Genomic DNA, 13,745 nt, shown 5'->3' with positions numbered 1-13,745 from the left:
GAGGTAAAATCCATTTTTCCAGTTTATCTTTGCTTATGAGTTCCAGATTTTAGTTCTTTTTTTTTGCAACTCTAAATTGCTAATTTTCTGGAAACTCTTTTTCTAAAAAAGTTTAAACAGGCTTATAGTTTAAATCCTTTAAAACTGTAGCGTCTTCAGAAAATTTCTGAATATTAACGACCGTAATTTCAGGTTTACCACTATTATTATGGATTGCACCAACAGTTTGTAAATCGTTTATAAAATCAACTTTAGAATTTACAGGATTTACCTTTAAACCACGGTTGGAAAATTCTGTTGAGGCTTGAATCAAAAGATCAAGACGGTCAACAATAAAATAAAATTTAGGAATAATATGCTTCTTCGAAAAATAATGTGTCAAATGTTTTACATTGTAAAAAGCTAAAGCAGTTTTACCGGAGCCTTGTGTATGCCAAATAATACCTTTATTCTGTCCTGAATCAATTTTTGCAGCGATTGCTTGTGTTGCAAAAATTTGCGGATAGCGCATAATATGTTTTTGATGGACAGGCGTACCATTATCTTCTTCCTCTACATAAGCAATAGCAAACTGTAAAATAAATTTTAATCGTTCCTTACTAAAGAGAGAAGTGAGAATCCTATTGGTTGGACTATTTTCATTCTTATTAGTGATGAAGTCAGGATTGTGCTTAATAACGACTAAATTGTTATCTCTGAGAATATCCAATTCTCTGTCTTCACTTAATTCTAACAATCTTTCTTTTACAGGATAATCTAAATCTTCTCTAAAATAATTAAATGATATATTGGAGTAAGCGGAAGTTGCATAATAAGCACCAAAAATAGGCTCAACTAAGCCATCTTCATATTCCATATTATTGGAAAATACCATCAGTTGAGTAATGTTTGCAAAACGTCTAAAATTTTTATTTGCAAACCTTTCATTGATGCGTCTGCGTTCAGCGATAACTCCATCTTTGTTATGAGGTTTTTTTACCTCTACGAAAGCTAATGGTATTCCATTAACGAGAATTGTAATGTCCGGACGATATTCTTCATCGCCGGATTTGCAGGTTAATTCAGTTGTGATGTGAAAATCATTGTTTGAAAAATTTTCAAAATCAATTAATTTAATACCGGAAGTCGATGTTAAACGTTCATAGAATTTTTTTCCAAGATCCTCAAAATCTAATTCTAAATTAATCTCATCCAAAAACCTTTGTGCTTCTGCTTCAGAAATACTATTTATTTCGGCAATCTTAGGTAAAAAAATAGAAGGGAAAATATTATTTTCTTCTATCCTGTTTTGTTTTTTTAAAGAAATATATTGATAGCCTAGTCGCAACAAATGCAAGATGGCTGGTATTTTAACTCGGGAATCTTCGTTGAAAGACATTGGCTAATTTAGTTTTAAGTCTTAAAGATACTAAAACGACTAATTACAAAAGCACTTTTATAAGGAATACTTTATAAATTATATCTTGTCAACAATTACATATCTTTAATAACTATAGTCTTTTAGCATCTTCGAATTACTTTTTTTTTGTACCTACTAGCAACCATCAACTCCTCACCAAAATCCAACATCACCACCTGACTTCCCTGAAACGGGTTATAAGATGGCTGATAATCAATATAGCCCGAAGAATGTAGATTCTTCAGGCATTTATGATAGGTGGCTTTTGAGCGGATTTTACTGATGCGCATCACCTCATCGCGGGAAATACTGACCGGATTTCGGAAACGGCTGAAATTCCAGAACTGGAATAAGGCTAAATAGAGGCTGATGTGCGATGGATTAAGCGTATTATCCTGAGCCACCTTTTCATAGAAAGCTGTGAGGTGTTTGATATAATTCATAATTGTTTTTGGTATTGTGAATTATCATTGCCTTTTCAGCATTTCTTCAATGTCTTTGTAATTGTAATATAGTGTCCCGCCGACGCGGGTGTAAGATAAGGTGCCATTGGTGCGGAGATTTTGCAATGTTCCGGAGGAGATTTTCAGAAGTGCTTTGACCTCTGACGAACGAAGCCATAATTTCTGCTGGGAAATCTTGATTTGAAATAGGTTTTGTATGTCTTCCAGCAATTCGGTTCTAAATTCCTGAAGGTCTTCTTTAGTGATTAGGTTTACGATCATAACTACTTCATTTTTGTTTTTGACTTGGTTTTCTTCTACAAAGTTGTAGCATTAAAACATTCAAAACAATAGTGTTAGAGGGGACCCTGGTTGAGGTATCGGTCTTTTGACGATGGGTAAAAATCCATTGATCGCCATCAATGCCGACGTTTATGTTTGATTTTGATAAATGTTTGACATCTACATAGGCCAGACCTGTATAGCAGCTAAATAGAAAAATATCGCGAACCTGATTCAATCGGTCTGATGCAAATTTTTTTTCATAAATCATCTGGATTTCTTCTTTGGTAAGATAAGGTCTTTCCACAGCTTTGATCTTTGCTTTGTAGCCGAGAAAAGGATCTTTAGTGAGCCAGCCGTGAGCCAGCCGTGAGCCATGCACAAACGAATGATCTTTTTGAAATTTTTGAGGTATTTAACGGCTGTATTGTTTGCACATTTACGCACACTGCGCAACCAGAAATCATAATCACTGATAAAACCGTGATCAATTTGCGTGATATCAATATCAGAAACTTTGTATTTCCAATTAATAAATTCCTGCGTATGCTTTAAAGAAGTTTTGTAACGTTCTAATGTTCTTGGAGCAAAATCCTGACCGACCAGGGCTTCCACTTTATCATTATGCTCCTGGAATATCGGAATAAGCATTCTTTGCTCAATATCAATTCCAAGCAGTTTAGATTTTAAACTCTCTGCAGTTACAAAGTTTTCTTCTTTCAGCATTAGGTAGTGGAAATCGTAAACTTTCTGTTCCAAAGTTTTAAGATAGAGATTCAGCGTTTTGGCTTCTTGTGAATTACCCAACGCCTTGTGTGCTTTAACATCCCATTTCTTCGGATCGATATACCTTTTGGCAGCAATGTCGGCTGCCATGCCGTCTATCGTGATTCTTAAGTAGATGGGAGCAGTTCCGTTTGTTCTGATTTTATTTTTGATAAAGAATAGCAGGTTGAATGTTTTGTTCATTGTGTGATAACTTTAATGGTTTAATAATTTACTTTTTGTTACCACTTTTTGCAAGATGTACAATCGTTAGACTGCCTATTGGTCGGGCTTTCCTTGATTTTTCGTGACCCATTTTGTGATTTTTTGAATGGGACACGAAATAGGTCATATAAATCGTGACCTATTTTGGTTTTTTTTGATACTCCGCTAAAACAAAAAACGCTGTAAACATTGATGTTTACAGCGTTTTAGCTTATTTTGGTTTCTAACCTGGCGGAGAGTGAGGGATTCGAACCTAAATTCTACAATCAGCACTCTACCTAATATTTCTATCTTTGCAAATAACTACTGCCATGATTCTGCCACAGTTTCAGTTATTATCAAAATTAACTTTTTAGTAATTTAATCCTTTACAAAAATAAAACTTTTTATGATATCTACAAAGTCCTTTTAAGGGACCCCAGAGGTTCAATTTTCGAACACTTTTCTGGAAGATTTGGATAAACTTTCACAGCTATGGAATCTTAAAATGATTTGAAAAAACATACTATTTAATACACTTTAATTATTATTTTCATTTAGGTATTCGCGATATGTAATTTTAATTTTTCAAGATTAATAATCTTAACTATTTTATTACGGAATGATATGATTTTATCATTCTCCAATTCTGAAATTGTTCTATAAACTGTTTCGTAAGTACTACCTATATAGGCGGCTAAATCAGTCTTTGTTAGTTCAATCTTCAAAATATTTTCTTCATCCAATCCAAAATAATTGATAAGGTAAATAAGATTAACTACGAAGCGCTCCTTTACTGAAAGATGCACTAGGCTGCCCATTTTTTGTTCAGACCATAGCAACTCATTTGCATAAAACATCATAAGCTCATATGCAAAAGTTGAATTGGTTTTAAGTAAAGTCTTAAAAAAATTAAGCTCTATGAAACACAATACAGAATCCTGCATTGCTGTTGCCGAAATAGGAGATAATAAATTTTCAGAGGAAATTGCACGGTGTCCCACAATTTCTCCTTCCTTGGTAAACCTTACAATCATTTCCCTATCGCCCCAATGTTTATGTACTTTTACAAATCCTTTTTGTATAAAAAACACACCAGGCATTTCACTACCTTCATTGATAAATTTCTGTCCTTTTTTTACGTTGATACTATTTCCTTTTATATCGATTGCTTCCCACCATTCTTTTAATATATTTTTACACATAAAACAACTGTGATCACACTCTCCTAATTTTTTTTTCATAATTAAAATAAAGGCTGTGATACAAATGTAAACCAATACCTATTTACTTGCAAAGATTGTTGTCAAAACTTACCTTTTAGCTGTTACAAAGATTTATTACCTGATAAAATACTTATTTAAAATTTCTCCGGATTTTAAATTTTTCAATTCTTGATTGGTATTAAATTTATTTAATCCTCCCAGGCTGGGTATCCATTTTCCGGTTTTTATAAAATCTAAATTTTGCAATAATTCAAAATATTTTCTTCGGATTTGTTTTTCATTAAGTCCTGTATATAATGCAACCTTTAATTCTTGCTGCTTGGCTATTGAGATTAATTCAAGTAACTTTTGGTCATGCCACTCTCCTCCCATAAAAAGGATGCACGTTATTACTTTCTGATACTTTACAAGCAGACTATGAAAGAGGTCTGGAGTAAGATCTGTTCCGTTTTGTGGATTCCAAAGATGCTCCGAATGACAGCCATCACAAGCTAACTGGCAACCTGTGATGGTAAAACAAAGTGAAATTTCATTAGGAATTTCCTGTAATACGATATCGTAGGAATCATACTTCAACATTACCGTAATATCTTATTTTCTCTTCTTTTTGACGGTCTTTTGAAAAGTTTGTAATTTTCTTTAAATAGCCAATCACTCGAGTAGCATGATCGATATCAGATGAGTTACAATCTGTACAATAATGTACGGTTTGCTTATTAACAAAACCACATACGTTACAAACTGTAACTTTAATATTAAAACAGAAATAATTACAGCCTGTATGAGCCGCAACATCTAATAATTTTCTGAATCCTTCCTGGCTCGGATATTCTTCTAAATTACAATGATATGCAGAGCCGCCATCAAGATATTGAATATAGTCTTTGCCATGAAGGAAAAACTTATCTATCAGATTTTGACTTTTGTCTTCAACTATATAAAAATAAGAGTTGTAGCAGTCTCTTGGTACATATAACCAATCATTTTTATCCCATTTTGCATTTTTTACACCAAGATTTTCTGCCGGAACAAATTCTGTGTTAAACATAAAACCATAAATTTCTTTTGCTTTTTTATTTTTATGGTATATCAATTTAAGATTTTCATTGACGAATTTTTTATAATTGTCATTATTAGAGATTTCAATTCTCAGAAACTCCGCGGCCTCAACCATTCCATTAATACCAATGGTTAAAAATTGTTTATCTAATGATATAAATCCTGCATCATAAACAGGAAGCATTCCTGCATCTTTATAATCCTGTACAATACTTCGGAAAGCCACCTGATATTTATGTACTTTATCAATCACATTTTCAAGAGAAATTCCTTTCTGAACCAACCGATTCATATTAATTGTAATTACATTGATACTTCCTGTAGAAACACCACCCGCACCCAAAGAATAACTGAATGTATGGTCAGAAATTTCGTTTCTCAATCTACAGCAACTCGCTAATGAATCTGCATTATCCGATTGATAGATAAAAAATGAATTGCCCTCGCTTAATTCTTTGGAGCAGAAATTGGCAAAAGAATCATCATCTACTTTCTTATTCTTTGTAAGCATTGCAACGGTAATCACTGGGAAAGTTAAAATGGCTTTTGAACGTTCTTTGTTGAACCATTGCATAAAAAATTGCTGCAAATTATCTAATGAAGAATAATTTGGTTTGCTTCCATCGGGGAAAACAAATGTTCCAAACATAGATTCAAAATATGAGCTATCATATAAAGAAATATTCCAAAAAACCGACTGATATCCCCTAGCTGCCGCTGGTTGATTAATTGCATATACAACGTGCTGTAATTCACTTTCAATAACTTGTTGATGCTCTATAATATAATCATCGCCAAAATCTTTTCTAGCAAAATAATCGAAGTACAACAAAAATTCTACGGTAGCAACAGCACCGGCAAATTGTGATGATACTGAAAATAAGAAATTAACAAAAGAACCGCAAAAACTAGCTAAATGCTTAGGGGCTTTAGATTCTCCTCCCAGTTTTGTTAATCCATCCAGAAGTAATGGATACATAGAAACACTCACGCAATATGGTTTTAAGCTGGTTTCATCGTGTACATAAATCTCATGATCATTCAATTGTCTGATGTATTCAACTGCCAGATTATCACCAAAAAGGTCTTTAATTTTATTTGAAATAAGTTTTCTGTTAACTTGAATATTAATATCCTTATTCAGTTCCGCTTCCATAGTTGCAATATTTTTATTGGAAACATTGGCATTTGAATCAAATAAGGCTCCGCTCGCAGCATTTGAAGATAATAAGTAGTTTTCTATAAAGTTACATTTTACTTCTAACTGTTCATCTGTTAATCGGGTGAATTTATTTTTCATAATTAAAATTTAAATAATATATTAAGGTATTTTACTATTTTATTAATCGAAATTTATTTTAAGATTTTAATTTTACTCTGCTATTAAAATCAATTTAAAAGATTATAATCTAGGGCTACTTTTTTTAGAATAATATGTATAATAAGCTTTATCAATTGATAAATTATTATGTACATACCAAGCAATAAACCCAATCCAAATATTCCAAATAAAATATGTAAATGCTTATTGCCATCATAAAATTGACTAAACAGGATATTTTCTGAAAAATAAATCCATTTTGAGCGTTCAACTCCCATAACCAATAAGGTTATAAAAAAGCAGATAAAAGACAAATTGAAAATCTTCGTTCCTATTACTATGTATCTTTTGGTATTGTTTGATATTGCTTTGATCTTATCTAGTATGAAGCATATTGATGAAAGCAAAATTGTTGTATTTATTCCTATTATTGTTCCCATAGAATGGGCAACTGTAATATGCGTTCCATGGGTGAAAAGATTTAAAGCCGGTATCGACAAAAGAATCGCAAGAAAAAGATTAATAAAAATCCACAGCTCAGAAAGCATCATGAAAGAATAGGAGGATGAATAAAAAATTTTCTTCTCGTTCGACAGGTTTTTCTTCCAAAGATATATGATTCGTAAAAGTATTATCCATTCTGTCATACTTACAAGATAAGCTGCATATCTTATCCAGCCAGGATTAGGAACAGCATACACATGATGTGCCCAGTTAAACATTACATTAATTAACCCAAGAAAGAAAAAGAAAAAAGCGGTTTTTGAACGGCTGTAAAAGTCGTTTTCGCTGCTTTTTTCCATTATATACATGGATGACCCGTATACCAACATATTCCAGGCTCCTACATAAGCGCCTCCCGACTTCCACTGCATTGTTAAATTCTGTATATAATTTTCTCTGAAATAGGGTAAAATCCAAAGATGAGCCTCGGTAAAATGAAAAATCATTAGTAAAATTCCGGTTGCCCACATCCAATAATAGACCGGCCACTGAGAAAAATTTCGCCACATCACACGGAAATAATAGAGTCCAAATAAAAGCCAGCCCAACAGTATGGGAATGTAGAACCAATGCGGAAACTCCAGATATTCTTTTCCTTCAAACTTCTTAAAAAGATAGCTTATGACAATCAATATTCCCGTGATAAAGAAAATCCAAAACTGCCATTTCATTATTACAGGATTCACTTTATCATTTTGTATATACCAAAAAATACCGCCCATTGCAGCCATAAAAATCCATGACAATGCAAAAAGTGTATGCAGAGGCCTTAGAACGGTGAATGGAAGATTTTCTTTAATAAAATCTGGGATAACATATTGAACACCCGATAAAAGCCCAACCAACAGGCAAAGTGCAAGACTCAACAATCCAACGAGTATATAATATAATGGATATGTGCTATTTTTCATTATTTTCTTTTTTTTGATATTGAACCCAACCTGTATATTTTATCTGTGCATTTCTGTTTGGGTAATAGCCTGTTCTGTCAACTTCTTTTAAGAATTGAAGAATATACTCCTGCTCATCTGATGAAAAATTGAATTTGGGCATAGATTTCACACCACTTATCATCATCACTTTTAAGTATTCTGCACTTTTTTGGGGATGCGAAGAAACGTTTGTTAAATCCGGCCCCATGTACCCGCCTAATCCGTATAGTTGATGACAGGCGTTGCAATTATTCTGCAGCCACAGATTTTCTCCTTTTAAAGCATTAGAGGACAATTTAATATACCCAAAGTTGGTTTTTTCTGTGTAGATTTCTTTACTATACAATGCGTAGATTACTACCAAAATAAAAAATACACTCACGTAATATTTATGCATGCTGTACTTTTTATTGAATTTTTGAACCAAAAGCAGTCATACGTCCTTCTAAATAAGAAAAATGACATACATGATATTGCCAATTTCTATTTGTGATTGAGCTGATTAATTTTGCCCCGAATTTTAAAACATTGTCAAACTCATTATGCTTCTCTTTTAATAAAGCTCTAGAAGAGTTTACATTTTTTACTTGGTCATTGACATTGAGAATAATTTCAATTTCTGTTACACTTTTCATAATGATTTGAATATGATTCTATTATATAAATCTACAAAGGATGGTACGATGAGTATTTAAAATTTAGTACTCTATCTGAATCGCAAGAGCAATATGATTTATGACACAAAAATAGAAAAAAAAAGTATAATAAGATAAAAATGTCTTATTTATAATATCTTTGTATCAGAATCAATTTTTCTTTTAAACTGGTACAAAATGGATACAAATTTATCTTCCGCCCACAAAATGTTATTTCTAAATACATTGGCATTTACCATCTGTTTTTCTTGCTGGACTTTGAATGGTGTTTTAGTTACCTATTTAGTAGATAATAATATTTTTAATTGGTCTGTAGTAGAAACAGGCTGGCTTTTAGGTATACCAATTCTCACGGGCTCAATTATGAGATTGCCATTAGGAATTCTTACAGATAAATATGGCGGAAAACCTGTTTTCTCCATCTTACTTCTTTTGTGCAGCATTCCACTTTTCCTACTTTACTTTGTAGATTCCTATTGGATGTATTTTCTGCTAAGCGCACTTTTCGGAATGGTGGGAACTGGCTTTGCAGTGGGAATCGCATTTACATCAGCTTGGTATCCTAAAGAATGGCAGGGTCGTGCTTTAGGAATTTTTGGAATGGGTAATGCAGGAGCTGCACTTACCACGTTTTTCGCACCAACTCTACTTAATTATTTTTCAGAAAACAACCCAGAAAATGGATGGAGATTACTCCCAATCATCTACGGAATCACTTTGGTTATCATTGGTTTGATTTTTTTATTTTTTGTACAGAATAAAAAAGCAGCTATTCAAAATAAATCTATCCGAGAACTTCTTGCTCCACTTTCTAAGGTTAGAGTTTGGAGATTTGGACTGTATTATTTCCTTGTCTTTGGTCTGTTTGTCGCCTTTTCTCAATGGTTAATGCCATATTATGTGAGCGTTTACAAAACATCATTGGTTTTGGGTGGACTTTTAGCCTCAGCTTTTAGTTTGCCAAGTGGTGTTATCAGAGCGTTTGGTGGCTATTTGTCTGATAAATTCGGGGCGAGAAAAGTAATGTACTGGGTTTTATATTCATCTTTAGTATTAAGCGGATTACTCATGCTTCCAAAAATGGAAATATTAACGCCGGGAAAAGGCATCACTGCTAAGAAAGCCGGAATAGTTACAGCAATAGAAAAAGAAAAAATTATCCTTAATACAGGTAAATTTGAAATTAATTCAAAACCCGAAATTCCACAACAGACCTCGGTGTTACCTGAATCTTTTTCGTGGCAGGAAGTATTAGTAAAACAAAACGAGCAGGTTCAGAAAAAGCAACTTTTAGCTCAAGGTGTTACCTTAATCAAATTTGAAGCACATATTTGGGTTTTCTCAATTCTTGTCATTCTCATAGGGATTATGTGGGGAATTGGAAAAGCCGCAGTTTATAAACACATCCCTGAATATTTCCCGAATGAAGTGGGAGTAGTTGGCGGAATGGTAGGTTTAATAGGTGGGCTTGGCGGTTTCATAGGTCCGATATTATTTGGATATCTGCTCGATTTCTCAGGATTATGGACGAGTTCATGGATTTTCGTCTTCATTGTTTCCGCTATTTCTCTGTTTTGGATGAATACTATTATTAAAAAAATGATGCACAACGAAGCTCCTCATCTCAAAGATAAAATTGAGCATGAGAACAACAACAAAGACTAAACTTTAAAAGAATAAACAATTAAAAATATGAACAATTCACATTGGTTAACCGACTACGATCCATCAAACGAAGAATTTTGGAACAAGAAAGGAAAAAAAATTGCCTGGAAAACACTGACAATAACGACGGCTGCACTTACTTTTTCTTTTGCTACATGGTTTCTTTACAGCGTTGTCGTCATCAAACTTCCCCATATCGGATTCAAATTTACCGATGACCAACTTTTCTGGATGGCAGCAATGCCCGGTCTTGCAGGCGGACTCCTGAGAATTGTAAATACTTTTTTAATTCCGATTTATGGAACGAGGAAAATCATTTCCATCAGTTCATTAATTAAAATCATTCCCTTACTAATGCTTGGTTTTGCAGTGATGAATCCTCAAACTTCTTTCACCTATTTTATGATTATCGGATTTCTACTCGGAATTGGAGGTGGAGATTTCTCTTCATTTATGCCTTCAACATCCCTTTTTTTTCCTAAAAAATCAGCGGGAACTGCACTCGGAATCCAAGCTGGCGTAGGAAACTTCGGAGTAAGTTTGGTGCAGCTTCTTTCTCCATTGATTATGAGTTTAACAATCTTTTCATTTTTAGGTGGTGGACAAATAATCGCCGAGACCGGAAAAACCATTTATCTGGAGAATATTGCATTCATTTATGTTATTCCATTATTGATAATCGGTATCTGGGCATGGTTTTCTCTAAAAAGTATTCCTGTAAAAGCTTCATTTAAAGAACAATTAGATATTTTCAAAGACAGACATACTTTGTACTGTACGATGACCTATATTATGACGTTTGGTATTTTTGCAGGCTTTTCAGCAGCTTTTCCGTTAATGATAAAAAATCTATATCTTCCCTTAGATAAAAATTTGGCCCCTTTGCAATATGCTTTTTACGGTCCGCTTATTGGCTCAGCATCAAGAATAATTTTCGGAAAAGTTGCCGATAAAATTGGAGGTGCTCTTCTCACTCATATTACAGGAATTTCTTTAATAATCTTACTTACAAGATTAATTCTTGGTGGCTATTTAACTCCTACTTCACCGGATCAATTTCAAGGATTTTTACTGATTGTTTTAGCCATTTTCTTCTTTACCGGTGTTGGAAATGCGGCCACCTTCAAACAATTTCCTACCATCTTTGCCAAATCACCAAGAAAAGCGGCAGGTGTAATTGGTTTCACATCAGCAATTGCGGCGTTCGGACCATTCGTGTTTAATGTTTTGATTACTCAATCCCGAGCAATTTCCGGAGATGCGCGATTATTTTTCTGGTTTTTAGTTTTCGGATGCGTAATGGCTACTGGTGTGAATTGGTATTTCTACACGAGAAAAGGCTGTGAAAGACCTTGCTAAGTTCTGCTACTAATTTGTTTAATAAAAAAGTAATGAAAAAAATAACGATTATTCTACTCTTGCTTTCAATATTCCTAAATATAGGTTTGATCTATAAATTCTTTTACGAGGGTGAGAAAGTAATTTTAGCAAAAGACGGAAGATCCGAAATAAAGATGACTGGAGAAAACCGTGAGTTTGTGATGACAGAAATGCGTGGCTTTTTGGAAAGTGTTCAGAAAATCAACGAAGGAATTGCCAAAAACAATCCCGAAATAATTACAAAAGTCGGTCAGCAATCAGGAACCTGCAAAGTAGATGTTGTTCCTCAAGGATTGGTTAGATCTCTACCGTATGAATTTAAACAAATGGGATTTCAGACCCATGAGCTTTTTGATGCGATATCGAAAATAGCAAAAAAAAATTATGACCGTCAGCAAACTCAAGAGAAACTCAATCAACTGTTGAACAATTGTGTTGCATGTCATAAAACTTATAAAATTTCTGTTGAAAAATAATTGATATGGTACAAAAATCAATAACCTTTGTTTCTATTTTTTTTATTTTAGGAAATGTCAATGCTCAGGTTGATAGCCTAAAAATGAATATAGATTTCCGAACAAGAGCCGAACTGGATAACGGAGCAAGAACAATAATGCCAAAAGGAAAATCACCTGAAACAACGATTGCTTCCAGGGCACGTTTTGGCATAGATTATTATTATAAAAATTTGGAACTTTATATCTCTGCGCAAGATACCCGCACTTGGGGTGAGACTTCGTCAAACGCAAGCAAAAATCAAAATTTCATTCTAAATGAAGCATGGGCAAAATATCAGGTTTCAGAGAAATTCTCATTAAAGTTAGGTCGCCAAATTCTTTCTTACGATAATGAAAGACTTATTGGAACACTCGACTGGATGATGCAGGGACGAAGTTTTGATGCATTAAAGGGTATTTATAAATTAAGCCTAAATTCAAAATTAGAAACTGTAGTAACTTATAATAATGACGACAATGATCTAAATGATTTTCCCGATAAAGAAATTTATACTATTTCGGAAGCGGGAGAAATAACAAAGTCTTTGCAGATCATTCATTATCAATATATCGGAAAGAAAAATTTTGAATTCTCTGCGATCGCTATGAATAATATATTACAGAATCCATCCGGAACCCATTACGATATGCTTACAATAGGAATTAATACAAAAAAATACTTGGAAAATATCGGCTTCTTTGGTTCAGCATATTATCAAACCGGAAAAAATACACTTGCGCAGAGTAAAAATGCTTATCAGTTTTCTGGGAATATTGACTTTACTCTTCATCCAAAATTCAACTTTGTTTTGGGAACAGAATGGCTTTCAGGGAAGAATTACGATACCGAATCCAGCAAAAATAAATCCTTCAGTCCGTTATACGGCACCAATCATTTTTATAACGGATTTATGGATTACTTTTATTTTGGAACAAGCCATTTTAACAGTTTTGGACTGAATGATTATTATTTAAAATCAAATTTAAAATTCAGTCAAAATTCATTGTTACAAGCTAATTTACATGCTTTTACCTCTAATGGAAAAATGGGTTATTCTGATTTTGGTCAAAAAATATCCACCTATTTAGGAACAGAGCTAGACTTTGTTTTCACCCATAAAGTCGGAAAAATGATTACAGCAAATGTGGGTCATTCTTTCATGTTTTCAGGGGAAAGCATGAAATTCCTTAAGAATGTCTCAGACCTTAAAAATGTACAGACATGGACGTGGGTGGGTTTGAAAATTATGCCCAATTTTAGATTGAAATAATATTTAGAAAGACATTTGTCTAGACCTGAAATAACGATACACAAAAAAGAATCGTTATGAAAGAACCATTAGAATCGCTTTATGTAAAGCGTACACAGAAAGATTACAGTTTAAGTTTGAAACTTCAGATTGTAAAAGAAA

Annotated in this window: 14 protein-coding genes; 4 read left to right on the top strand and 10 right to left on the bottom strand. The window is 33.4% G+C overall.

What is annotated here, in order from left to right; translation table 11 throughout:
• Positions 1–112: 112 nt before the first annotated feature.
• The 10 genes from ACR1PN_RS20070 to ACR1PN_RS20025 all read right to left on the bottom strand — a co-directional run bounded on the left by ACR1PN_RS20070 (position 113) and on the right by ACR1PN_RS20025 (position 8,770).
• Positions 113–1,378 (bottom strand): type I restriction endonuclease, encoded by a 1,266-nt coding sequence (locus tag ACR1PN_RS20070; RefSeq protein WP_433981479.1) that lies wholly within the window; start codon positions 1,376–1,378, stop codon positions 113–115.
• A 122-nt stretch (positions 1,379–1,500) separates the two neighbouring features.
• Positions 1,501–1,842, bottom strand: coding sequence for a hypothetical protein (locus tag ACR1PN_RS20065; RefSeq protein ID WP_433981478.1), 342 nt, complete (start codon positions 1,840–1,842; stop codon positions 1,501–1,503).
• Positions 1,843–1,866: 24 nt separating this feature from the next.
• A complete protein-coding gene (locus tag ACR1PN_RS20060) occupies positions 1,867–2,124 on the bottom strand; it encodes a helix-turn-helix domain-containing protein (protein WP_275161150.1) in 258 nt (85 codons plus the stop codon).
• 267 nt (positions 2,125–2,391) lie between these two features.
• Positions 2,392–3,093 carry a phage integrase SAM-like domain and Arm DNA-binding domain-containing protein gene (locus ACR1PN_RS20055; protein ID WP_433981477.1) on the bottom strand — a complete coding sequence of 234 codons (702 nt, stop codon included), beginning with the start codon at positions 3,091–3,093 and terminating at the stop codon, positions 2,392–2,394.
• A 557-nt stretch (positions 3,094–3,650) separates the two neighbouring features.
• Positions 3,651–4,337 (bottom strand): Crp/Fnr family transcriptional regulator, encoded by a 687-nt coding sequence (locus ACR1PN_RS20050; RefSeq protein ID WP_079465868.1) that lies wholly within the window; start codon positions 4,335–4,337, stop codon positions 3,651–3,653.
• 96 nt (positions 4,338–4,433) lie between these two features.
• Positions 4,434–4,898 (bottom strand): anaerobic ribonucleoside-triphosphate reductase activating protein, encoded by a 465-nt coding sequence (nrdG, locus tag ACR1PN_RS20045; RefSeq protein ID WP_072408857.1) that lies wholly within the window; start codon positions 4,896–4,898, stop codon positions 4,434–4,436.
• Complete coding sequence (gene nrdD, locus ACR1PN_RS20040) at positions 4,885–6,678, bottom strand: anaerobic ribonucleoside-triphosphate reductase (RefSeq protein ID WP_072408855.1); 1,794 nt, start codon at positions 6,676–6,678, stop codon at positions 4,885–4,887. Before nrdD ends, nrdG begins: the two co-directional genes overlap by 14 nt.
• An 89-nt stretch (positions 6,679–6,767) precedes the next feature.
• The gene (locus ACR1PN_RS20035; RefSeq protein WP_433981476.1) at positions 6,768–8,114 is read right to left on the bottom strand and encodes a cbb3-type cytochrome c oxidase subunit I; all 1,347 of its coding nucleotides are present in this window, start codon (positions 8,112–8,114) and stop codon (positions 6,768–6,770) included.
• Positions 8,104–8,532, bottom strand: a complete 429-nt coding sequence (locus tag ACR1PN_RS20030) for a c-type cytochrome (protein ID WP_123885209.1) — start codon at positions 8,530–8,532, stop codon at positions 8,104–8,106. The genes ACR1PN_RS20035 and ACR1PN_RS20030 overlap by 11 nt, the downstream gene beginning before the upstream one ends.
• 10 nt (positions 8,533–8,542) lie before the next feature.
• Positions 8,543–8,770: a hypothetical protein gene (locus ACR1PN_RS20025; protein WP_433981475.1), complete on the bottom strand. Its 228-nt coding sequence runs from the start codon at positions 8,768–8,770 to the stop codon at positions 8,543–8,545.
• 198 nt (positions 8,771–8,968) lie between these two features.
• On the opposite strand from ACR1PN_RS20025, the gene ACR1PN_RS20020 reads away from it, so the two are divergent.
• The 4 genes from ACR1PN_RS20020 to ACR1PN_RS20005 are packed head-to-tail and all read left to right on the top strand — an operon-like array spanning position 8,969 to position 13,604.
• The gene (locus ACR1PN_RS20020) at positions 8,969–10,456 is read left to right on the top strand and encodes an MFS transporter (protein ID WP_079466032.1); all 1,488 of its coding nucleotides are present in this window, start codon (positions 8,969–8,971) and stop codon (positions 10,454–10,456) included.
• A gap of 27 nt (positions 10,457–10,483) precedes the next feature.
• Positions 10,484–11,815, top strand: coding sequence for an MFS transporter (locus ACR1PN_RS20015; protein ID WP_433981474.1), 1,332 nt, complete (start codon positions 10,484–10,486; stop codon positions 11,813–11,815).
• A 32-nt stretch (positions 11,816–11,847) separates the two neighbouring features.
• Positions 11,848–12,312 carry a hypothetical protein gene (locus ACR1PN_RS20010; protein ID WP_072408845.1) on the top strand — a complete coding sequence of 155 codons (465 nt, stop codon included), beginning with the start codon at positions 11,848–11,850 and terminating at the stop codon, positions 12,310–12,312.
• Positions 12,313–12,317: 5 nt separating this feature from the next.
• Positions 12,318–13,604 (top strand): alginate export family protein, encoded by a 1,287-nt coding sequence (locus ACR1PN_RS20005; protein ID WP_072408843.1) that lies wholly within the window; start codon positions 12,318–12,320, stop codon positions 13,602–13,604.
• Positions 13,605–13,745: the final 141 nt, after the last annotated feature.

This window comes from Chryseobacterium sp. RLHN22 (genome assembly GCF_051011795.1).
Classification (GTDB): Bacteria; Bacteroidota; Bacteroidia; order Flavobacteriales; family Weeksellaceae; genus Chryseobacterium; species Chryseobacterium zhengzhouense.
This window is presented reverse-complemented; position numbering and strand designations above follow the sequence as displayed.

Bases quoted from the DNA above. Each gene is read 5' to 3' on its own strand.
- ACR1PN_RS20005 (WP_072408843.1), top strand. From the start codon at position 12,318: ATGGTACAAAAATCAATAACCTTTGTTTCTATTTTTTTTATTTTAGGA.
- nrdD (WP_072408855.1), bottom strand. From the start codon at position 6,678: ATGAAAAATAAATTCACCCGATTAACAGATGAACAGTTAGAAGTAAAA.
- ACR1PN_RS20055 (WP_433981477.1), bottom strand. From the start codon at position 3,093: ATGAACAAAACATTCAACCTGCTATTCTTTATCAAAAATAAAATCAGA.
- ACR1PN_RS20025 (WP_433981475.1), bottom strand. From the start codon at position 8,770: ATGAAAAGTGTAACAGAAATTGAAATTATTCTCAATGTCAATGACCAA.
- ACR1PN_RS20050 (WP_079465868.1), bottom strand. From the start codon at position 4,337: ATGAAAAAAAAATTAGGAGAGTGTGATCACAGTTGTTTTATGTGTAAA.
- nrdG (WP_072408857.1), bottom strand. From the start codon at position 4,898: ATGTTGAAGTATGATTCCTACGATATCGTATTACAGGAAATTCCTAAT.
- ACR1PN_RS20070 (WP_433981479.1), bottom strand. From the start codon at position 1,378: ATGTCTTTCAACGAAGATTCCCGAGTTAAAATACCAGCCATCTTGCAT.
- ACR1PN_RS20035 (WP_433981476.1), bottom strand. From the start codon at position 8,114: ATGAAAAATAGCACATATCCATTATATTATATACTCGTTGGATTGTTG.
- ACR1PN_RS20020 (WP_079466032.1), top strand. From the start codon at position 8,969: ATGGATACAAATTTATCTTCCGCCCACAAAATGTTATTTCTAAATACA.
- ACR1PN_RS20060 (WP_275161150.1), bottom strand. From the start codon at position 2,124: ATGATCGTAAACCTAATCACTAAAGAAGACCTTCAGGAATTTAGAACC.
- ACR1PN_RS20015 (WP_433981474.1), top strand. From the start codon at position 10,484: ATGAACAATTCACATTGGTTAACCGACTACGATCCATCAAACGAAGAA.
- ACR1PN_RS20010 (WP_072408845.1), top strand. From the start codon at position 11,848: ATGAAAAAAATAACGATTATTCTACTCTTGCTTTCAATATTCCTAAAT.
- ACR1PN_RS20030 (WP_123885209.1), bottom strand. From the start codon at position 8,532: ATGCATAAATATTACGTGAGTGTATTTTTTATTTTGGTAGTAATCTAC.
- ACR1PN_RS20065 (WP_433981478.1), bottom strand. From the start codon at position 1,842: ATGAATTATATCAAACACCTCACAGCTTTCTATGAAAAGGTGGCTCAG.